Origin of the sequence: Streptomyces sp. TLI_146 (assembly GCF_002846415.1) — a bacterium.
GTDB lineage: Bacteria > Actinomycetota > Actinomycetes > Streptomycetales > Streptomycetaceae > Streptomyces.
On sequence record NZ_PJMX01000001.1, the window covers coordinates 5636365 to 5656398 of the forward strand.

Below are 20034 nucleotides of genomic sequence, written 5' to 3' on the forward strand. Positions count from 1 at the left end.
CCGGGTCAGACCGACTTGCAGCCGACCAGGTCGACGGCGGTCGCCCGCGAGGTGGTCTGGACGGTGATCACCTCGTCGATACGGCCGCTCCGCTGCTCGAAGCGGACGTCCTTGCGGCCCACCTCGTCGCCGCCGGTCTCCAGGGCGCGCAGGGTGCAGACACCGGTCTCGCCCTTGTCCTTGCGCACTTCCAGATGGACCTCGACGGCCTTGGCGGAGACCACCTTGAACTTGATGACCTCGGCCGACACGGACTGGCCGCCCACGTAGTCGTAGCCGATCCAGCCGACCACTCCCAGCAGGACGACGCCGAGGACCGAGCCGATGATCTTGAGCTTGCGGTCGGCGCGCTGGTCCGCGGTGCGCCCGTAGCGCCCCTCGGGAAGCGGTTGGCTTGCCGCGGCCATGGTCGTCCTCCTGCTGCTGGGGGTGCCCGGAATTTTCCGCCCCCCGATTCGGTCACTATAGAAGCCGCCCATCGCGCCGGATCACAGAGGGCAACACCCAGGGCGCCGAATCACTGAGGATCTTGTCTTGACTGAGCAGCTGCGACTGATGGCCGTGCACGCCCACCCCGACGACGAGTCGAGCAAGGGCGCGGCCACCATGGCGAAGTATGTGTCCGAGGGGGTGGACGTGCTGGTCGTGACCTGCACGGGAGGCGAGCGCGGCTCCATCCTCAACCCGAAGCTCCAGGGCGACAAGTACATCGAGGAGCACATCCACGAGGTGCGCAAGAAGGAGATGGACGAGGCCCGCGAGATCCTCGGGGTCAAGCAGGAGTGGCTGGGCTTCGTCGACTCCGGTCTGCCGGAGGGCGACCCGCTGCCGCCGCTGCCGGAGGGCTGCTTCGCCCTGGAGGACGTGGACAAGGCGGCGGGCGAGCTGGTCCGCAAGATCCGCGCCTTCCGTCCGCAGGTGATCACCACGTACGACGAGAACGGTGGCTACCCGCACCCCGACCACATCATGACCCACAAGATCTCCATGGTGGCGTTCGACGGGGCGGGCGACACGGAGAAGTTCCCGGAGTCCGAGTTCGGCCCGGCGTACCAGCCGCAGAAGCTCTACTACAACCAGGGCTTCAACAAGCCGCGCACCCTGGCGCTGCACCACGCGCTGCTCGACCGGGGCATGGAGTCCCCGTACGGCGAGTGGCTGGAGCGCTGGAAGGAGTTCGAGCGCGTCGAGCGCACGCTGACCACGCACGTTCCGTGCGGGGACTTCTTCGAGATCCGGGACAAGGCGCTGATCGCGCACGCCACCCAGATCGACCCCGACGGCGGCTGGTTCCGGGTTCCGATGGAGATCCAGAAGGACGTCTGGCCGACGGAGGAGTACGAGCTGGCGAAGTCGCTCGTGGACACTTCCCTCCCCGAGGACGACCTCTTCGCGGGCGTGCGCGAGAATGCCTGATATGAGCGCAAGCCTGGCACTGACGCACTTGGTCCCGCTGGCCAAGGACATCGACAACGACAAGGTGACGCCCGGCGTCCTCGGCTTCGTCGTCTTCGCGGCGCTGGCCGTGGGGGTGTGGCTGCTGATGAAGTCGATGAACCGGCACATGGGGAAGGTCGACTTCGAGGAGGCGCCCGAGCGGGGCGAGGCCCCGGCGGCCCCGGCCGCCTCGGGCAAGGGCAGCCCGAAGGAGGCGTAGGGCTTCGCCCGGGCCCGGTTTTCGTCTGCGGGTCCGCTGTGGCTGGTCGCGCAGTTCCCCGCGCCCCTAAGGGGTGGGGTGGCTCGCGCCGGGGCGCTGGCTGCGGGCCGTGCTGGGTTGCTCGCGCAGTTCCCCGCGCCCCTGACGGGCGCGGGGCTCCCGCCCCTACCGCCCCGCCCCCACCGGCACCCCCATCACCTCGCGGGAGTGCCGGGTCGGGACCATGCCCAGGTGCCAGGCCTGCCAGCCGTCCTCCAGCTCCACGCCGCGCTCCAGCATCAGCGCGTACGCCTCCGCGCAGTCCTCCAGTTTGCCGTCGCGGGTGGCGTGGTGGGCGCGGATCAGCTGGGACAGCTCCTCCTGGGCCACCGCCGCCCCGATCTCCGAGCCGCCCGCCGAGGCGTACGGCAGCAGGGTGCAGCGCAGGAAGCGGGCCCAGTCGCCGCCCCTGCGGTCCCCGTACGAGTCGAACAGCTCGACCGCCTCGTCGCACAGCCGCAGCGCCTGGGGCGCGCGGTTGTTGCCCGCGTCGATCAGCGCCAGCTCCAGACAGGTCCAGCCCTCGCCGTGGGCGACCCCGATACGGTGGAAGTCGGCGCGGGCGTCGACCAGGAGCTGGCGGGCGAAGCCGGAGTTGCGCAGGTTGCCGGTCTGGGCGGCGCGCTGGTCCCGGGTGACCCGGCCGGAGTGGTGGCGGGCGCACGCCAGCCCGTACACGTCCCGCATCCGCGAGAACATCGTGCGGGCCCGCTCCAGCTCGCGGACCGCCTGGTCGCGGTCGCCGCGCTCCTCCAGGGCCTGGCCCAGGTAGTACAGCGTCCACGCCTCGCCGCGCGCGTCCTCCATCTCCCGGTGGCGCGACAGCGCCTGGCGCAGCCCGTCGACGGCCGGGTTCGGGTCGCCGTCCACCAGGCGGGCGCGGGCCAGCTGGGTCAGCGCCCAGGCCTCGCCGCGGCCGTCGCGGGTGCGGCCGTACAGATCGAGCGCGGTGCGCAGCTCCTCGTCCGCGCGCGGCACGTCGCCCATCCGCAGACACACCTGGCCGAGCTGGAAGTGGGTCCAGGCCTCGCCGTGCAGCGACTCGCCCTCGCGGTGCAGCGTGAGCGCCGTGTCCAGCAGGGTCAGCGCGTCCGCCAGGTTCGCCCGGTCGCGCTCGACCGCCGCCAGCGCGTGCAGCGACCACGCCCGGTCCTCGTCCTGCGCGGGCGAGGACTGGAGCTCGATCGCCTCGCGCAGCCTGGCCGCGGCCTCGGTGAGGTTGCCCTGGTGGTGCAGGGTGATGCCGAGCGAGCAGAGCGCGAGCGCCGCGCCCGCGTCGTTCTGCGCCTCCCGGTAGAGCCCGACGACCGACGACAATGTCGTACGGGCCGTGTCGAGCTCGCCCAGCTGGCGGGCCGCGATGCCGGTGCGCCACCGTACGGAACGCTCTAGCAGGCCCTGGTCGACGGCCTGGGAGAGCTCGCTGATCTCGCCCAGGCGGTAGAGGTCGCCGCGCAGCAGGCAGTAGTCGCACAGCGCGCCCAGCAGGTTGAGCACCGCCTGCTGGTTCACGTCCTCCGCGTCGCGCAGCGCGGCCGTGATGAAGCTCGACTCGTCGTCCAGCCAGCGCAGGGCCGCGTCCAGCGAGGTGAAGCCGTGGCCGCCGAACTGCCCGGCGCGGGTGGAGAGTTTGCCGTCCACCATACGGATCACCGCGTCGGCGAGGTCCGCGTAGTTCTGGATCAGCCGCTCCTGCGCGGCCGTGCGCTCGGCGGCCTCCTCCTCGTCCAGGAGCCGGGCCCGCGCGAAGGTCCGTACGGTGTCGTGCAGCCGGTAGCGGTCGGCGCGGACCTGCTCGATCAGGCCCGCCCGCGCCAGGTCGGCGAGCAGCCGGCCCGCCTCCGCCTCGCTCGTGGCGAGCAGCGCCGCGGCGGCCGCCGCGCCCAGCGAGGCGCGCCCGGCGAGCGCCAGCCGCCGCAGCAGTCTGCGCGGCTGCTCGGACTGGTCGGTGTAGCGCAGCCACAGGGCCCGCTCGACGGGCGCCACCGGCCCGTACGCCCCGAGGTCGGCGGCGAGCGCCCGGGCGTCCCTCGACCCCAGCGAGGAGCCCGCGACCCGCAGCGCGAGCGGCAGCCCGCCGCACAACTCCCGTACGAGCACGCTCGCTTCGCCATCGTACGGTTCCTTGAAGTCCTCCTGGGCCGACTCGCGCAGCAGCTCCTCCGCGCCCGCCTCGTCCAGCGGCTCCACCGCCAGCTGGTGGACCCAGGCCGGGAAGTCGGCGGGCAGCTCCAGCGGGCGGGCGGCCGTCACCAGGACCAGGCTGTCGGACCGCTCGGGCACCAGGGTGCGCACCTGCTCGGCGTCCTGGGCGTCGTCCAGGATCACCGTGACCGGAAGGCCCGTCAGATGCTGGTGGTAGAGCTCGGCGAGCCGGCGCACCTGCTGGTCGGCCGAGGAGCTCGTCCGGGCTCTCGAATCCGCCTGGGCGGGGGAGACCCCCTTGCGGAAGAGCAGCTGCTCGCGGGGCGCGCCGAGCCGGTTCAGCAGGTGCAGCAGCGCGTCCCTTGTGGGCAGCGGCGTCTGGGCGCCGCCGCGCAGGTCCACCAGGCAGGCGCCCCGGAACTGGTCCCGCAGCTGGTGCGCGGCCCGGACGGCCAGGGTCGTGCGGCCCACGCCCGCCGGGCCGTGCAGCACCACGACCGTGGGGCGGGTCTCGGTCGCGGCGCGCGCGGACTGCACCCATTGGGTGATCCTGCCGAGCTCCGCGCGCCGCCCCGCGAACGGCCCCTGCGGCTCGGGCAGATGGCCGAACGACTGCTCAAGGACCGAGCGGCGCCGGGCCGCCGCGCTCTTGTCGGTGCCGCGCAGCTGGGTGGGCACGGAGGCGTCGGCCTTCTTGCCGGTACGGGCCGCCGGTGCCGTCATGCGCTGCTGGTCCAGGAACGGGCGGATGCCCCGTACGTCCAGGGCCGTCAGCCACTGCAGGCGCAGCTGCTCGGCGCCGCCCGGCCGGCCGAGCTCGCCCGCGCGCCGGTGCGCGGCGGGCCAGTGCGCCGCCGTCACCCGCACGACGGTCGTCGCGGCCCCGGCGACGGCCACGGCCGCCCCGGCGCCGACCGCGGGCCCCGCGCCGGTCCCCAGCGCCGCGTCCGCGACGACGGCGGCGACCGCCGCGACGGCGGTCACCAGGAACGCCGTGCCCGCCTTCTCGCTCGCGAACCGGGCCCCCAGCGTGGGCTGCCCGGCCGCCGCCTCGTCCAGCGCCCGGGTGTACGCCGTGTACTCCTCCTCGGCGCTGGCCGCCAGCGCGTCCAGTGCCGCCCGGCCGCGTGTCAGCAGCGCGTTGGCGTCGGCCCGGCCGCCGGAGCGCCGCACCTCCTCCTCCACCGCGCGCACCAACAGCCGCTCGGCCTCCGCCCGATGGCCGTCCCGCATGTGCGTCCCCCTCCGAGAGCGTCCGCTGCGACTTGAGTCCTGGTCGAGTGTGCCGTCGGTGTCAAGTGTCCTGCGCGGCGCGCGTCGGCGCGAGGGAGTCGGCGGATCATCTCGGGTGTGGGGGAGGATGGGTCCATGCCGAACCGCCTGGCCCATGAGACGTCCCCGTATCTGCTCCAGCACGCCGACAACCCCGTCGACTGGTGGCCCTGGTCGCCCGAGGCCTTCGCCGAGGCACGCGAGCGCGGGCTTCCGGTGCTGCTCAGCGTGGGGTACAGCAGCTGCCACTGGTGCCACGTCATGGCCCACGAGTCCTTCGAGGACGAGGCGACGGCCGCGTACCTCAATGAGCACTTCGTCAGCGTCAAGGTCGACCGCGAGGAGCGGCCGGATGTCGATGCCGTCTACATGGAGGCGGTGCAGGCGGCGACCGGGCAGGGCGGGTGGCCGATGACCGTCTTTCTGACGCCGGACGCCGAACCGTTCTACTTCGGCACCTACTTCCCGCCCGAGCCCCGGCACGGCATGCCGTCGTTCCCGCAGGTCCTGGAGGGGGTGCGGGCCGCCTGGACGGACCGGCGCGAGGAGGTGGGGGAGGTCGCGGCGAAGATCGTGCGGGATCTGGCCGAGCGCGAGCTGGTGTACGGCGGGGGCGCCGGGGTGCCCGGTGAGGAGGAGCTCGCGGGGGCGCTGCTCGGGCTGACCCGGGACTACGACGAGCGGCACGGCGGCTTCGGCGGCGCGCCCAAGTTCCCGCCGTCCATGACGCTGGAGTTCCTGCTGCGCCACCACGCCCGTACGGGCGCTGAGGGCGCGCTCCAGATGGCCGCCGACACCTGCGAGAAGATGGCGCGCGGCGGCATCTACGACCAGCTGGGCGGCGGCTTCGCCCGCTACTCGGTGGACCGCGAGTGGGTGGTGCCCCACTTCGAGAAGATGCTCTACGACAACGCGCTGCTGTGCCGGGTGTACGCGCACCTGTGGCGGGCCACCGGCTCGGAGACGGCGCGCCGGGTGGCCCTGGAGACCGCCGACTTCATGGTCCGCGAGCTGCGCACCAACGAGGGCGGCTACGCCTCGGCCCTGGACGCCGACAGCGACGACGGCACCGGACGCCATGTCGAGGGCGCGTTCTATGTGTGGACGCCCGCGCAGCTCGCCGAGGCGCTGGGCGAGAAGGACGGCGAGGCCGCCGCGCGGCACTACGGGGTGACCGAGGAGGGCACCTTCGAGGAGGGCGCCTCCGTCCTCCAACTCCCCTCGGACGGCGGCCCGGTGGCGGCGGACGTACGGGACCGGCTCTTCGCGGCGCGCGAGCGGCGCCCGCGCCCCGGCCGGGACGACAAGGTCGTCGCCGCCTGGAACGGCCTGGCGATCGCGGCGCTCGCGGAGACCGGCGCGTACTTCGAACGCCCCGATCTGATCGAGCGGGCGACCGAGGCGGCGGATCTGCTGGTCCGCGTCCACATGGACGACCGGGCCCGGCTGTCCCGTACGTCCAAGGACGGCCAAGTGGGCCAGAACGACGGTGTGTTGGAGGACTACTCCGATGTCGCCGAGGGCTTTCTGGCGCTCGCCGGGGTGACCGGGGAGGGGGCCTGGCTGGAGTTCGCCGGGTTCCTGCTGGACATCGTGCTCGACCAGTTCACCGCCGAGGGCGGGGTGCTCTACGACACCGCGCACGACGCCGAGCAGCTGATCCGCCGCCCGCAGGACCCCACGGACAGTGCCACGCCGTCGGGCTGGACGGCCGCCGCCGGCGCGCTGCTCTCGTACGCGGCGCATACCGGCTCCACCGCCCACCGGGCCGCCGCCGAGGGCGCGTTGGGCGTGGTGAAGGCGCTCGGGCCGCGCGCCCCCCGGTTCATCGGCTGGGGTCTGGCCACGGCCGAGGCCCTGCTCGACGGCCCCCGCGAGGTGGCCGTGGTGGGCCCGCCCGGGGGCGAGCTGCACCGGGCCGCGCTGCTGGGCCGCGCGCCCGGCGCGGTGGTGGCGGTGGGCGAGCCCGGCGGCGGGGAGTTCCCGCTGCTGGCGGACCGCCCCCTGGTGCAGGGGGGCCCGGCGGCGTACGTGTGCCGCCGCTTCACCTGCGACGCGCCGGTGACCAGCGCCGACGAGCTGTCGAGGGCGCTGTCCTGAGAACGCTGTGCGGGTGGTGCGCCGCGCCCGCGCGGGCGCGGCGCACCACCCGGTGGCTCAGCTGTCGTTCTTGTAGATGCCGATGTAGTACCAGTCGCCCGACTGCGATGCCGGGACCCAGCTGTCCTGCGAGCCCAGCCAGCGGCCGCCGCTCTGGCCGCAGGTCCGGTCGGTCCACTTGCTGAAGTGCATGTAGTCGCGCCACCACCAGCCGCCGAACCGGGTCTCGTAGCCCGGCGTGGCCAGGCACGCGTGGGCCGGGCGGCCCTTCTGGTCGTAGCCGTCGATCTTGATGGACGCGACCTGGTGCGTCTCGTCGTCGATGACGATCTGCTGCCCGTCGGTGCCCGCGAACGCGGTGCCGCCGGTGGCTGCCAGGCCCGCCACGGCCAGCGTGCCGGTGGCGGCGGCCATGGCGAACTTCTTGCCCATGCCCATGAGTTGTCCCCCTTGGTCAAGCACGAATGATCTTGTGCCGGGAGATAGTACGACACGGACGACCGGGGTCGCGCACCGCGAAAAGCGGTTGATCATTCAGCTATGATCACCGCACCGACGGCGGTCGACGGGGGAAAGCGACGCCGTGGTGATGCGGGGACACCAGCTTGCCGAAGAGCGGTCGTTCCGTGCTGTCCGCGAGGGCGCGCACGGGGGCGGCCGCTGCCGGAATGCCTTGTTCCGCCATCAGGATTCACGCACCCCCGAGTCCCGAGCCCCGCTCATCAGAGAGAGAAACATGGCGGACGAGAAGGTCCTTGCTGCCCAGAAGTGGGTCAACTCCACGTACGCGGCCACTCCCGGATACGTACGCTGCCCGGAGGACGGGCGCACCGGCTGGTCGACGATGTTCTCGCTGACCATGGCGCTCCAGGCCGAGCTCGGCATCACGCCGCTGGTCGCGAGCTTCGGTCCGGGCACGCTCGCCAAGCTGGCCGCGCGCCCCGACATCAACGCCAACGAGCCGAACGTCAATATCAAGAAGATCGTCGAGCACGCGCTGTTCTGCAAGGGCTACTGGGGCGGCGACGGGACGGGTTCCTACGGCAGCGCCACCGGCACCTCGGTCATGGCGCTGAAGAAGGACGCGGGCGTCGACGCCTCCAACGGCTGGGTCCAGCCCAAGATCTTCAAGGCGCTGCTCAGCATGGACGCCTACGTCTCGGTGCCCGGCGGCACCGACCACGTCCGCGAGGTGCAGCGCTGGCTGAACAGCCGCTACTACAACCGCTCCTCGTTCTTCATCGGCCCCGCCGACGGCGTCTACTCCCGCGATGTGCAGAAGTCGCTGATGAAGGCCATCCAGTACGAGATAGGCATCCCCGACGACCAGGCCACCGGCTCCTTCGGCCCCGGCACCCAGGCGGGGCTGAAGGCCCACACGGTGAAGGAGGGCGACTCGGGCATCTTCGTCCAGCTCTTCTCCGCGGCCTGCGTGTTCAACTCGCCGATCGTCACCGGCTCCAGCAACATCGAGACGACGTTCCGCAGCAGCTTCGACGCCAAGCTCACCGAGTGGGTCAAGGCCTTCCAGTCGTTCTCCGAGCTCGACACCCGGGACGGCCGCGGCGACTACCGCACCTGGGCGCAGCTGCTCGTCTCGACCGGCGACCCAGACCGCCCGGCCTCCGCGTGCGACACCCGCTTCCAGATCACCCGCTCGCGCGCCGACGCGCTCTACAAGGCGGGCTACCGCCAGGTCGGACGCTATCTCTTCGACCCGCCGGGCAGCACGCTCGACAAGGAGATCAAGGACGGTGAGCTGGCCGACATCTTCGCCGCGGGACTGAGCGTCTTCCCGATCTACCAGGACAACGCGCGCCGACTGGCCGACTTCACGTACGGGCAGGGCTTCGAGCACGCGCTCAACGCGCACGCCTGCGCCCAGGCCTACGGGTTCAACCGGGGCACCGTCATCTACTTCGCGGTGGACTACGACGCCACGGCGGAGGAGATCGCCTCCAACATCGTGCCGTACTTCCAGGGAGTGCAGGCCGGGCTCGCCAACAAGGGCAAGCGGTACGTCCACGGCGTCTACGGCTCGCGGAACGTCTGCACCCAGGTCAGCAAGAACACCGACGCCCGCTACTCCTTCGTCTCCGGCATGTCCTGGGGCTTCTCGGGGAACCTGGGCTTCCCGCTGCCGCCGAACTGGGCGTTCAACCAGATCAAGGAGTTCAAGTTCATCTCCAGCGGTGACTCCTTCGACCTGGACAACGACGCGCACCGCACCGGCAGCGACAACGGCCAGAACACCGTCCGGGCGAACTCCTACCCGGCCGACGACTTCATCCGGTACATGGAGACGGTGTACCCGCTCGCCGTCCAGTACCCCAAGGGCGACCCGGCCGCGCACACCATGCAGTACGCCCGGCACGGGCGCTACAACACCGCGCAGTGGAAGGCGCTCATCGGCGGGGCCGACGAGGAGTTCGTCGCGTTCGCCGACAGCCACGGGGCGTCGATCCTGGACGAGTTCACGGACCCCGTGACGGGCCTCATGATCGACTGCCAGCACATGATGGCGGCGGCCAACGGCCACTACGCCAAGGTGCAGTCGGAGTCGAACATCAGGACCGTCGGCGCCGGTGACGTCACGGGCTGGGGCGGCGACCTGATGACGCTGTACGCGGAGTGGCGCCGGGACGTCAAGGTCTACCCGTCCGGCTACACCTACTGCAAGGAGAAGTTCGCCAAGCTCGGGGTGAACTCCACCTTCCCGCTCAACGACCTCATCGAGGACGCCGACGGCTACCTCATCGGCCGGCGGGCGCAGAAGGGCGAGCACCTCCTCGGCGTGGTGCGCGAGCACTACGGCAAGGGTGAACGCGACGCCGGGTCCCTGACCCGTTTCCGGGACTTCTTCGAGCAGCGGTTCGGCGGCAGCGTCGACAACGTCGTGGCGATGGCCAAGGGCATGCTGACGACCACGATCGACCCGGTCATCTCGGCCGGACGCGCGTACCTCATCACGAGCATCGCGGGCGTCCTCACGAAGATGCCGCAGGAGCTGCCGGAGCAGGAACTCCTGGACTTCTGCCGGGGCTTCGCCGACGTCCTGCACGACCGCGTGCTGCAGGAAGCCAACGCCAAGGGCCTGTAGGGCCGGTACGAGAGGGATGAGGAACCGAACCATGAGTGATGTCATGACGCAGGCGCTGCGCGTCGACCGCCGCCGCTTCCTGGTGGCCGGCGCGGGTGTCGCCGGTGGGGCGGCGCTGGTGGCGGGCGGGATGTCCGGCACGGCCGTGGCGGCCCCGGCTCCGGCCGTTCCCGCCGTTCCGGCCGTTCCGGCGGCGAAGGAGTGGCAGGGCCGTGCCTCCGCCAACGGCTGGCCGGTCGTCGCTGCGGTCCCGTCGCACCGGGTCGAGGGCGCGGGCGGGTTGAGTTTCACGGCGCTGGACGGTGACGTGGCGACCGTGCTGACCCATGTGGTGCGCCGCTACCACTACGAGATCCACACGCTCGGCGCGGGCGAGGTCACCGGGCACACCGGTGCGCGGGCGGTGGCGGCGCCGTACGAGAGCAACTACCTCTCGGGTACGGCGGTCGCGATCCGGTCGCCGCAGTACCCCGTGCGGGCGCGGAACGGGTTCTTCCCGCAGGAGCTCGTGATCGTCCGCGACATCCTGGCGGATCTGGAGGGCGTGGTGAAGTGGGGCGGCGACGAGTCGACCCCCAAGGAGTCCCACTTCCAGATCGACGTCCGTCCCGGTGACTCGGGGCTGCGGCGGGTGGCGGCGAAGCTGCGGGGCTGGGAGTCGCGGCCGGGTTCTGGGGCGGGCGCGATCGATGCGCTTGCCCCGGGCCGGGTGCGGGCTGCGAAGGCGTTGGCTGCCCGCCAGCGGTGACGCGGTGCCGGGGTCGGGGGGTGCGCCCCTCGGCCCCGGCCCGGTCGTTCGTCCGCGGGCCGGTGGTCGGCTGGTCGCGCAGTTCCCCGCGCTCCTTATCGGGCCGGTGTTTGTCTGCGGGCCGGTGGTCGGCTGGTCGCGCAGTTCCCCGCGCCCCTTATCGGGCCCGTGTTTGTCTGCGGGTCGTGGTCGGTTGCTCGCGCAGTTCCCCGCGCCCCTTATCGGGCCCGTGTTTGTCTGCGGGTCGTGGTCGGTTGCTCGCGCAGTTCCCCGCGCCCCTGAATGCGCCCCTTCGGGGCGCCCCTGTAGGGGCGCGGGGAACTGCGCGACCAGCCCGCCACCCACCCGCAGACGAATTCAGGCCCGCAACCCGTCCCGTACCGCCGACAGTGACCGTTCCACCAATTCCGCCAAGTCGTCCTTGTGGTCTCGTTCCGCCCAGTACAGCGATGCCTCGTAGACCGCTCCCAGGATCGCCATCGCGTAGGACCGGACCTCCAGTTCGCCCTCGTCCCGGCCCGTGCGTTCCGCGATCACCTGGCACAGGTTGCGGCTGCTGGTCGCCATCGACTGCATCATGCGGGCGCGCAGCGCCGGGACCTGGACCAGGAGCGTCGTCCGCTGGATCGTCTCCTCCTGGTCGTGCGCCAGGATCAGGCGGGTCGCCTCGACCAGGACGTGGCGTACGGACTCCAGAAACGGTTCGCCCGCCGGACGCGCCCGCAGCGCGGCGACTATGACCGGGTCGAACTCGTCCGTGAGGACGATGTCCTCCTTCGTGGGGAAGTAGCGGAACACCGTCGACGGCGACACCTCCGCAGCCTCCGCGATCTGCTCGACCGTCGTCGCGTCGTACCCCTGCTCGGCGATCAGCCGGTACGTCGCGCGCCGGATCGCGACGCGCGTCTTGAGCTTCTTGCGTTCGCGCAGCCCGAGCTGCGGCTGCATGTCCTCGGCTAGGGAGTCGAGGGACCGGGGGCGTGGCGTGGCGGACATGTCGACATTCTCAGGCATCCATGGCGTCCACGGCAGCAACGGGCGTACCCGCCGCCTCACGCGCGGCCGGTTCCGGCTCCTCCCGCCCCGGCAGCAGCGCCGCCGCGAGCAGCGCGGTGACCAGCGCCGCCACCCCGCACACGAGCAGCACCGTGTCCATGCCGTGGACGTACGCGGAATCGGCCGAAGCGGCGAGCCGGGAGTCGCCCAGCTTCGCCGCGACCAGGTGCGCGGCCACCACCGAGTCCCCGGCCCGGTCCGCCGCGGCCCCCGGCAGCCCGGCCGTGTCGAGCCGGTCCGTGAACACCCCGGCGAGCAGCGAGCCGAGCAGCGCGATCCCGACCGCGCTGCCCACCTGACGTACGGTCATCAGCAGCCCGGACCCGCTGCCCGCGCGCGCCGGCGGCAGCGTGGCGAGCGCGGCCGTCATCGCGGGCACCATCGCGAAGCCGAAGCCGAGCCCGGTCAGCGACAGCCACAGCGCGGTGAAGCCGTAGCCGCTCTCCACCGTCGTACGGCTGCCGAGGAAGGCCGAGAAGGCGAGCACGACCAGGCCCGCGCTGATCGTTCCGCGCGCCCCGAACCGCCGCACCAGCGGCTCGCCCGCCTTGGCCGCGATCATCAGCCCGCCCATCAGCGGCAGCATCCGCAGCCCGGTGCCGAAGGCGTCGTTGCCGAGCACCGCCTGGAGGTACTGCGGCAGCACGAACATCAGCCCGGCCAGGATGAACATCACCAGCGTGGCCGCCAGCGTGTTCAGCAGGAACGGCCGGTGGGCGAGCAGCTTCAGGTCGAGCATCGGACGCGGCACCCGCCGCTCCCGTACGACCAGGGCGGCGATCAGCGCCGCGCCGCCGACGAGCGTCGCGACCACCAGCGCGTCGCCCCAGCCGCGCGTCGGCGCCTCGATGATCCCGTAGATGAGCGAGCCCAGACCGGCGGCGGTGAGCGCGGTGGAGAGGGCGTCGACGCGCGGCGAGGCCGGGTCGCTGGTCTCCGGGAGCAGGAAGGCGCAGGCGGCGATGCCGATCGCGACCATCGGGACGTTGATCAGGAAGACCGAGCCCCACCAGAAGTGGTTGAGCAGGAAGCCGCCGATGATCGGGCCGAGCGGCAGGCCGAGCGCGGAGGAGGCGGTGACGATCGAGACGGCCTTGGTGCGCTCCTCGGCGGGAAAGAGCGAGGGCAGTACGGCCAGGGCGAGCGGCATCACGAACGCCGCTCCTATCCCCATGACCGCGCGGGCCGCGATGACCGCCCCGACGCTGGTGGTGAGCGCGCCGACGAGCGAGCCCGCCAGGAAGATCCCGAGGCCGGTGATGAGCATCCGGCGGCGGCCGAAGCGGTCGCCGAGGAGTCCGGCGGGGAGCATCAGGGCGGCGAAGACCACGACGTAGGCGTCGGCCATCCACTGCTGCTGCCCGGTGGTGGCGCCGAGCTGCTGGGCCATCGTCGGCAGCGCGACGTTGAGGATCGTCATGTCGAAGCCGAGCACCAGCATGCTCGCGACCATCGCCCCCAGCGCCCACCAGCGCCGTGGATCGGGACCTGACTGCGTCATGGCACACCTCCGTAAGAGTTACCGTCAAGTGACAGTAACTCTCAAAAGAGGGTCGGCGTCAAGAATGCTGGTAGGCGACCAGGGAGATGCCGACGTAGTGGACGACGAACGCGGCGAGCGTCAGGGAGTGGAAGACCTCGTGGAAGCCGAACCAGCGGGGAGAGGGGTTGGGGCGCTTGATGCCGTAGATCACGCCGCCCGCGCTGTAGAGCAGTCCGCCGACGATGACCAGGACGAGGACCGCGATGCCGCCGGTGCGCATGAAGTCGGGCAGGAAGAAGACCGCCGCCCAGCCCATGGCTATGTAGCAGGGGGTGTAGAGCCAGCGCGGCGCGCCGACCCAGAAGACCCGGAAGGCGATCCCGGCGAGCGCCGCCGCCCACACCGCCCAGAGCAGCACCCGGCCGGTCGAGTCCGGGAGCAGCAGCAGGGTGAGCGGGGTGTAGGTGCCCGCGATGATCAGGAAGATGTTGGCGTGGTCCAGCCGGCGCAGGATCGCCTCGCCGCGCGGGCCCCAGTCGCCCCGGTGGTAGAGGGCGCTGACGCCGAAGAGCAGACAGGCGGTCAGGACGTAGATCCCGCAGGCGATCCGGCCGCGGGTCGAGTGGGCGAGCGCGGTCAGCACGATGCCCGAGACGACCACTGCCGGAAACATCCCGGCATGCAGCCAGCCGCGCAGTTTGGGCTTCAGGGGCCTGGTCGGCGCGAGGGCCGTCACCTGATCAGTCATGTCCCGCATGCTACCTACGCCTCCGTAAGTTACGGATAGGGGCGGCCCGTAACCGTATGCCCCGGCCGGGTGCACCGCGGATGAACAAGGAGTGGCGAGTGGCGATGCTCACGTGAGAGTGCCCCTGGACATATGGGCGATTGGCACGGATGATCAGATGAGTGCGGTCGGCACCGGATGAGCGCCAGGTACCAGAAGAAGCGTCCGGGTCGCAGCCCCCACGGGGCAACGAACGAAATTCCCCCACAAGGGGATACCGAACCCTCAACAAGGAGCGATCGTGGCGCGCGACATCGCGGCTCCCACCTCTGTCCCGACGAACCACCAGGAGCTGGTCTCCTGGGTAGACGAGATCGCAGCCATCACGCAGCCGGACAGGGTGGTCTGGTGCGACGGTTCCGAGGCCGAGTACGAGCGCCTCTGCGAGGAGCTCGTCGCCAAGGGCACGTTCAAGAAGCTCGACCCGATCAAGCGCCCGAACTCGTACTACGCCGCGTCCGACCCGACCGATGTCGCACGGGTCGAGGACCGCACCTTCATCTGCTCCGAGAAGGAGGAGGACGCGGGGCCGACCAACCACTGGAAGGCTCCGGCGGAGATGAAAGAGATCTTCGCGGGTGAGAAGGGGATCTTCCGGGGCTCGATGCGCGGCCGCACCATGTACGTCGTGCCCTTCTGCATGGGCCCGCTCGGCTCGGACCTCTCCGCGATCGGCGTCGAGATCACCGACTCCGCCTACGTCGCGGTCTCCATGCGCACGATGACCCGCATGGGACAGCCGGTCCTCGACGAGCTCGGCACCGACGGCTTCTTCGTCAAGGCCGTCCACACCCTGGGCGCCCCGCTGGAGGCGGGCGAGGCCGACGTGCCGTGGCCCTGCAACTCCACCAAGTACATCTCGCACTTCCCCGAGACCCGCGAGATCTGGTCGTACGGCTCGGGCTACGGCGGCAACGCGCTGCTCGGCAAGAAGTGCTACGCGCTGCGCATCGCCTCCGTCATGGCGCGCGACGAGGGCTGGCTCGCCGAGCACATGCTCATCCTCAAGCTGACCCCGCCGCAGGGCGAGTCGAAGTACGTGGCCGCCGCGTTCCCGAGCGCCTGCGGCAAGACCAACCTCGCCATGCTGGAGCCGACGATCTCCGGCTGGACCGTCGAGACCATCGGCGACGACATCGCGTGGATGCGGTTCGGCGAAGACGGCCGGCTGTACGCGATCAACCCCGAGGCCGGTTTCTTCGGCGTCGCGCCCGGCACCGGTGAGCACACCAACGCCAACGCGATGAAGACGCTGTGGGGCAACTCGGTCTTCACCAACGTCGCGCTCACCGAGGACGGCGACGTGTGGTGGGAGGGCATGACGGAGGAGGCGCCCGCGCACCTCACCGACTGGAAGGGCAACGCCTGGACGCCCGAGTCCGAGACCCCGGCCGCCCACCCCAACGCCCGCTTCACCGTCCCGGCCGGCCAGTGCCCGACGATCGCCCCCGAGTGGGAGGACCCCAAGGGCGTCCCGATCTCCGCGATCCTCTTCGGCGGCCGCCGCGCCTCCGCCGTACCGCTGGTGACCGAGTCCTTCGACTGGAACCACGGCGTCTTCCTCGGTGCGAACGTCGCCTCCGAGAAGACCGCCGCCGCCGAGGGCAAGGTCGGCGAGCTGCGCCGCGACCCGTTCGCGATGCTCCCGTTCTGCGGCTACAACATGGGCGACTACATGGCCCACTGGGTCAAGGTCGGTGCACACGCCGTCGCAAAGGGGGACGCCGCCAAGCTGCCCAAGATCTACTACGTGAACTGGTTCCGCAAGAACGACGCGGGCAAGTTCGTGTGGCCCGGCTTCGGCGAGAACAGCCGTGTCCTGAAGTGGATCGTGGAGCGCCTGGAGGGCAAGGCCGAGGGCGTCGAGACGCCGATCGGCATCCTGCCCACCAAGGAGTCCCTGGACACCGAGGGCCTCGACCTGCCCGAGGCGGACCTGGAGTTCCTGCTCAAGGTCGACACCGAGGTCTGGCGCGAGGAGGCGGCGCTGATCCCCGAGCACCTCAACACCTTCGGCGACCACACGCCCAAGGAGCTGTGGGACGAGTACCGCTCGCTGGTCGCCCGCCTGGGCTGACCCGCCCGCCCGAGACTCGTGGCGGGCTGCCCCGAAACACCGCCCTGACCAGTGGGGTCACGACGGTCCGCCACGACATGATCGGCCCCCGGAGCCCCCTCACGGCTCCGGGGGCCGGATCGTTTTCCCGGGGTGGTTTTTCGCCAGGGCGGCTGCCGGGAGCGGGTGTTCGCGGGACACTCGGACCCGGAGCGCGTTGGGCCAGTGAGGGGGCGCGGAGCGTGCGCACACCGGTGAGTGATCCGCTGCGGGTGGGGCCGTACCGCATAGTCGGGCGGCTGGGGTCCGGCGGGATGGGGTGGGTGTATCTGGGACGCTCGCCCGCGGGCCGGGCCGTCGCGGTCAAGGTCGTACGGCCCGAACTCGCCGCCGACGAGGAGTTCCGGCGGCGCTTCGCCCGCGAGGTGGCCGCCGCGCGGCTGGTCGGCGGGGCGTTCACGGCGGCGGTCGTCGACGCCGACCCGGACGCCGAACTGCCCTGGCTGGCCACGGCGTACGTGCCCGGTCCCTCCCTGTCGGAGGCGGTCGGCGCGGACGGGCCGCTCACCGGGGGGCAGGCACGGCGCCTCGGGGCCGGGCTGGTGGAGGCGCTCCAGGCGATCCACGGCGCCGGAGTGGTCCACCGCGACCTCAAGCCGTCGAACGTGCTGCTCGCCTCCGACGGGCCGCGCGTGATCGACTTCGGCATCTCGGCGGTGGCCGGGGCGACCGGGCTGACCCGGGCCGGGCAGCTGATGGGGACGCCGCCGTACATGTCGCCCGAGCAGATGACCGGCGCCCACGCCGGGCCCGCCAGCGACGTGTTCTCGCTCGGCGGGGTCCTGGTCTACGCCGTCGCGGGGTACGCGCCGTTCCGGCACGGCGCCGGGGTGGCCTACCGGGTGGTGCACGCCGAGCCCGAACTCGACGACGTACCCGGGGAGTTGGTGGACCTGGTCGCCGCGTGCCTGGCCAAGCGGCCCGAGGACCGGCCGACCCTTGACGCGCTGCTCCAGGGGCTGATCGGCCCGGACGCGGGCGCCGCGCGGGCGCTCACCTGGCCGCCGCCCACGGTGGCCCGGCGCATCCGGGTGCGCACCGGCGAGCTGCAGGGCCGCCAGGCGTCCGGGGCCAAGGCGTCGCTGCCGTCCTGTCTGCTGCTGCACGCCCAGACGCTGCTCGACGCGGGGCTCAGCGACGCCATGGTGATCGAGGCGGTGGGCCGTGCGGCACTCTGAGGGGACGCCGGGCGGCGACGGGAGAGACCTGGGCGTCCAGTGGCGGTCGCTGGTCCACGGCTGGGCGGCCGGGCGCCATCTGCGCTGCGAGGAGGACACGGTCTCCGTCTCGCTCCGCTTCGACCTCGCGGACGCCGGAAGGGCGGTCACCGTCCGGTTCATGACCACCACCAAACTGCTGGTCGCGTTCATGACCGACGGCCGGTTCCTGCGCGGCGACCAACTGGCGACGGCCGCCGCCGCGGCCAACGCGTGGAACACCGAACAGCTGGTCCCGATGCTGTCGGTGTGGGACGTACGGGGGCCGCGGCCCTGTATCGCCGGGGTGTGCACGCTGCCGCTCAACTGCCGGATGAACCAGCCCGAATTCGATTCCCTGGCCGGGGACTGGGTGGAACAGTCGAGGCAGATGTTCGTCCGGTGTCACCAGGTGTTCCAGTTGTAGGCGGGATTACGGGGAATCCTCCGGGAATGGCCAAAACCCTTACGGACGACGGCCGGTGGCGTCATATTTGCGATGTGCTTTTCCGGGGGGCGGGGAGGTTTTCGCACATGGGGCAGCTCCGTTGGCCGCGCGCCGCGCGCGGGCCGTGGATGTGGGCCGGGCTGCTGGCCCTGGCCCTGCTGGCACCGGCCGTTCCGGCCGCCGCCGACGAAGGGTCCTGCACGGGCAAGCTGGCCGAGCGGCTGGAGTGCTGGGCCGGGCGCGTCGGCACCCAGGACGCGGCCGTCGTCACCCTGCACCGGCCGCTGGAGCTCGACGGGAAGACCGCCGACCTGAAACTCAAGGAGCGCGAGGCCGTGTTCGGCCGCGGCCCGCTCGTCGTCATGGTCCCGGCCGGGCACCCCACCGGAGCGGGCGGCACCCTGCTGCTCGTCCTCGCCGGGGACCGGCTCGTCGACAAGAAGGCCGAGATCACCCGGCTCGACGACAAGACCGTGACCGCCCTGCGCGAGGCGGGCGCCTGCGAGGGCAACCTGTGCGAGCTCGTCGCGCAGGAGAAGGGCAAGGGCGCGACCGTGAGCGGCGGCAAGCTCGTGGACGCGAAGCTGGCCGCCGACCTCGACCTCAACGCCGACAGCGTCGGCGGCTCCGTCGGCGGCTCCTCGCTGCTGGTCCCGGCCCTCGGCGTCGCCGCCCTGCTGCTGCTCCTGGTGACCGCGCTGGTCTTCGCCGTACGCCGCTCGCGGGGCCCGCGCCTCGCGTTCGCCGCACCCGCCGCACACCCCGCCCGTACGGCGGCCAAGAGCACGGCGAGGGCGGCCGAGCCCCCCGGCAGGCACCGCGCGGCGCCGGGCCGCGACGTGCGCAGGCCGAGCAGTCCCGGCCGCGTCGCCGTCGTACGCACCGCGCTGCACCCGCAGGGATACGTGGAGCTCGACCAGTGTCTGCGCCGGGCGGTCTGGGCCGAGCCGGGGGAGCCCGCGCCCGCCCCCGGCAGCTCCGTCGAGGTGAGCGAGGGCCGGGGCAAGGACGCCGGGATCCTGTACGCCCACGCGTGTGCCCAGGACGCGAGAACCGTCATCGACCGTGCCCAGCACGGCAGTTGACCCGTAGGACGAAGTACCGGGAACGGGGAGAGACCAGATGCGCAGGCAGCAGCCACCCAGGACACTTCCGGCGGAGTACGCCGACATCGAGTTCGAGAACAACGCCCAACGGCTGCCGCTGGTGCTGTGCCTCGACACCTCCAGCTCGATGGCGGGCCCGCCCATCGACGCGCTCAACACGGCCCTGAGCGAATGGACCCGTGAGCTCCACGACGACGTCAGCCTCAGCTACAGCGTCGAGGTCGCCGTCATCACCTTCGGCGGCCAGGGCGTCACCGCCTGGCGCGGCGCGCAGCCGCTCGAACCGGGCTCCCCGGTCGGCCCGTTCGTCGCCGCCCACATGTTCGAGCCGCCGCGCCTCGCCGCCTCCGGGGTGACCCTGATGACCGAGGCCCTGGAGCTCGCCATGCATGTGGTCACCGCCCGCAAGGCCGAGCTGCGCTCCCAGGGCCTGCAGTACTACCGGCCGCAGATCTGCCTGGTCACCGACGGGCTGCCGACCGACGGCACCGGCCACATCAGCCGCACCTGGCAGCGGCTGATCCCGGTGCTCGCCGAGGAGCAGGCCGCACGGCGCTTCCGGCTGTACGCGATCGGGGTCGGCGGGCTCACCGACCTGGCCGAGCAGGTGCTCCAGGCGTACGCGCCGAAGTTCAACGCCCGGCTCCAGGGCTTCCCGTTCCGCCAGCTGCTCCAGATGATGTCGGCGAGTGCCAACGCCGAGACCAAGGGCGCGGGCGACGAGGTCTTCGAGAAGATCTTCAGCCAGTTCAAGACGCAGCGCCCGGCCTGGGAAGCCTGA

Annotated in this window: 16 protein-coding genes; 10 read left to right on the top strand and 6 right to left on the bottom strand. The window is 71.8% G+C overall.

The window, feature by feature from the left end:
- Window positions 1–5 precede the first annotated feature (5 nt).
- On the bottom strand, window positions 6–407 hold the full coding sequence (locus tag BX283_RS25365) for a DUF4307 domain-containing protein (protein ID WP_101389795.1): 402 nt from the start codon (window positions 405–407) through the stop codon (window positions 6–8).
- A 127-nt stretch (window positions 408–534) separates the two neighbouring features.
- Here BX283_RS25365 and mca point away from each other — a divergent pair, with 127 nt between their 5' ends.
- Both mca and BX283_RS25375 read left to right on the top strand, forming a co-directional pair.
- Window positions 535–1416, top strand: a complete 882-nt coding sequence (gene mca, locus BX283_RS25370) for a mycothiol conjugate amidase Mca (protein WP_101389796.1) — start codon at window positions 535–537, stop codon at window positions 1414–1416.
- A complete protein-coding gene (locus BX283_RS25375; RefSeq protein WP_101389797.1) occupies window positions 1409–1657 on the top strand; it encodes a hypothetical protein in 249 nt (82 codons plus the stop codon). Before mca ends, BX283_RS25375 begins: the two co-directional genes overlap by 8 nt.
- 165 nt (window positions 1658–1822) lie before the next feature.
- On the opposite strand, the gene BX283_RS25380 is transcribed toward BX283_RS25375, so the two are convergent.
- Complete coding sequence (locus BX283_RS25380; RefSeq protein ID WP_101389798.1) at window positions 1823–5074, bottom strand: tetratricopeptide repeat protein; 3252 nt, start codon at window positions 5072–5074, stop codon at window positions 1823–1825.
- A 135-nt stretch (window positions 5075–5209) separates the two neighbouring features.
- Between BX283_RS25380 and BX283_RS25385 the strand changes: the two genes are divergently transcribed.
- Window positions 5210–7213, top strand: coding sequence for a thioredoxin domain-containing protein (locus BX283_RS25385; RefSeq protein ID WP_101389799.1), 2004 nt, complete (start codon window positions 5210–5212; stop codon window positions 7211–7213).
- 57 nt (window positions 7214–7270) lie between these two features.
- Here BX283_RS25385 and BX283_RS25390 read toward each other — a convergent pair whose 3' ends face one another.
- Window positions 7271–7651 (bottom strand): hypothetical protein, encoded by a 381-nt coding sequence (locus BX283_RS25390; RefSeq protein ID WP_101389800.1) that lies wholly within the window; start codon window positions 7649–7651, stop codon window positions 7271–7273.
- Between the two features lie 298 nt (window positions 7652–7949).
- On the opposite strand from BX283_RS25390, the gene BX283_RS25395 reads away from it, so the two are divergent.
- Together BX283_RS25395 and BX283_RS25400 are read left to right on the top strand one after the other, a co-directional pair.
- Window positions 7950–10313, top strand: a complete 2364-nt coding sequence (locus tag BX283_RS25395; RefSeq protein WP_101389801.1) for a glycoside hydrolase domain-containing protein — start codon at window positions 7950–7952, stop codon at window positions 10311–10313.
- A gap of 31 nt (window positions 10314–10344) precedes the next feature.
- Window positions 10345–11061: a hypothetical protein gene (locus BX283_RS25400; RefSeq protein ID WP_101389802.1), complete on the top strand. Its 717-nt coding sequence runs from the start codon at window positions 10345–10347 to the stop codon at window positions 11059–11061.
- A 357-nt stretch (window positions 11062–11418) separates the two neighbouring features.
- Here the strand turns inward: BX283_RS25400 and BX283_RS25405 are convergent, their stop codons facing one another.
- Genes BX283_RS25405 through BX283_RS25415 form a run of 3 tightly spaced genes read right to left on the bottom strand, consistent with a single transcriptional unit; the run spans window position 11419 to window position 14357 of the window.
- Window positions 11419–12057, bottom strand: coding sequence for a TetR/AcrR family transcriptional regulator (locus BX283_RS25405; RefSeq protein ID WP_180357247.1), 639 nt, complete (start codon window positions 12055–12057; stop codon window positions 11419–11421).
- 10 nt (window positions 12058–12067) lie between these two features.
- On the bottom strand, window positions 12068–13618 hold the full coding sequence (locus BX283_RS25410) for an MFS transporter (protein WP_101389804.1): 1551 nt from the start codon (window positions 13616–13618) through the stop codon (window positions 12068–12070).
- A 58-nt stretch (window positions 13619–13676) separates the two neighbouring features.
- Complete coding sequence (locus tag BX283_RS25415; protein WP_180357248.1) at window positions 13677–14357, bottom strand: hemolysin III family protein; 681 nt, start codon at window positions 14355–14357, stop codon at window positions 13677–13679.
- A gap of 271 nt (window positions 14358–14628) precedes the next feature.
- Here BX283_RS25415 and BX283_RS25420 point away from each other — a divergent pair, with 271 nt between their 5' ends.
- The 5 genes from BX283_RS25420 (at window position 14629) to BX283_RS25440 (ending at window position 20034) form a co-directional block, all read left to right on the top strand.
- Window positions 14629–16464, top strand: coding sequence for a phosphoenolpyruvate carboxykinase (GTP) (locus BX283_RS25420; protein ID WP_101389805.1), 1836 nt, complete (start codon window positions 14629–14631; stop codon window positions 16462–16464).
- Between the two features lie 221 nt (window positions 16465–16685).
- A complete protein-coding gene (locus tag BX283_RS25425; RefSeq protein ID WP_306822819.1) occupies window positions 16686–17681 on the top strand; it encodes a serine/threonine-protein kinase in 996 nt (331 codons plus the stop codon).
- Window positions 17668–18126 carry a hypothetical protein gene (locus BX283_RS25430; RefSeq protein ID WP_257583812.1) on the top strand — a complete coding sequence of 153 codons (459 nt, stop codon included), beginning with the start codon at window positions 17668–17670 and terminating at the stop codon, window positions 18124–18126. The genes BX283_RS25425 and BX283_RS25430 overlap by 14 nt, the downstream gene beginning before the upstream one ends.
- 107 nt (window positions 18127–18233) lie before the next feature.
- Complete coding sequence (locus BX283_RS25435; RefSeq protein ID WP_101389807.1) at window positions 18234–19232, top strand: hypothetical protein; 999 nt, start codon at window positions 18234–18236, stop codon at window positions 19230–19232.
- Window positions 19233–19269: 37 nt separating this feature from the next.
- Window positions 19270–20034 (top strand): VWA domain-containing protein, encoded by a 765-nt coding sequence (locus BX283_RS25440; protein WP_101389808.1) that lies wholly within the window; start codon window positions 19270–19272, stop codon window positions 20032–20034.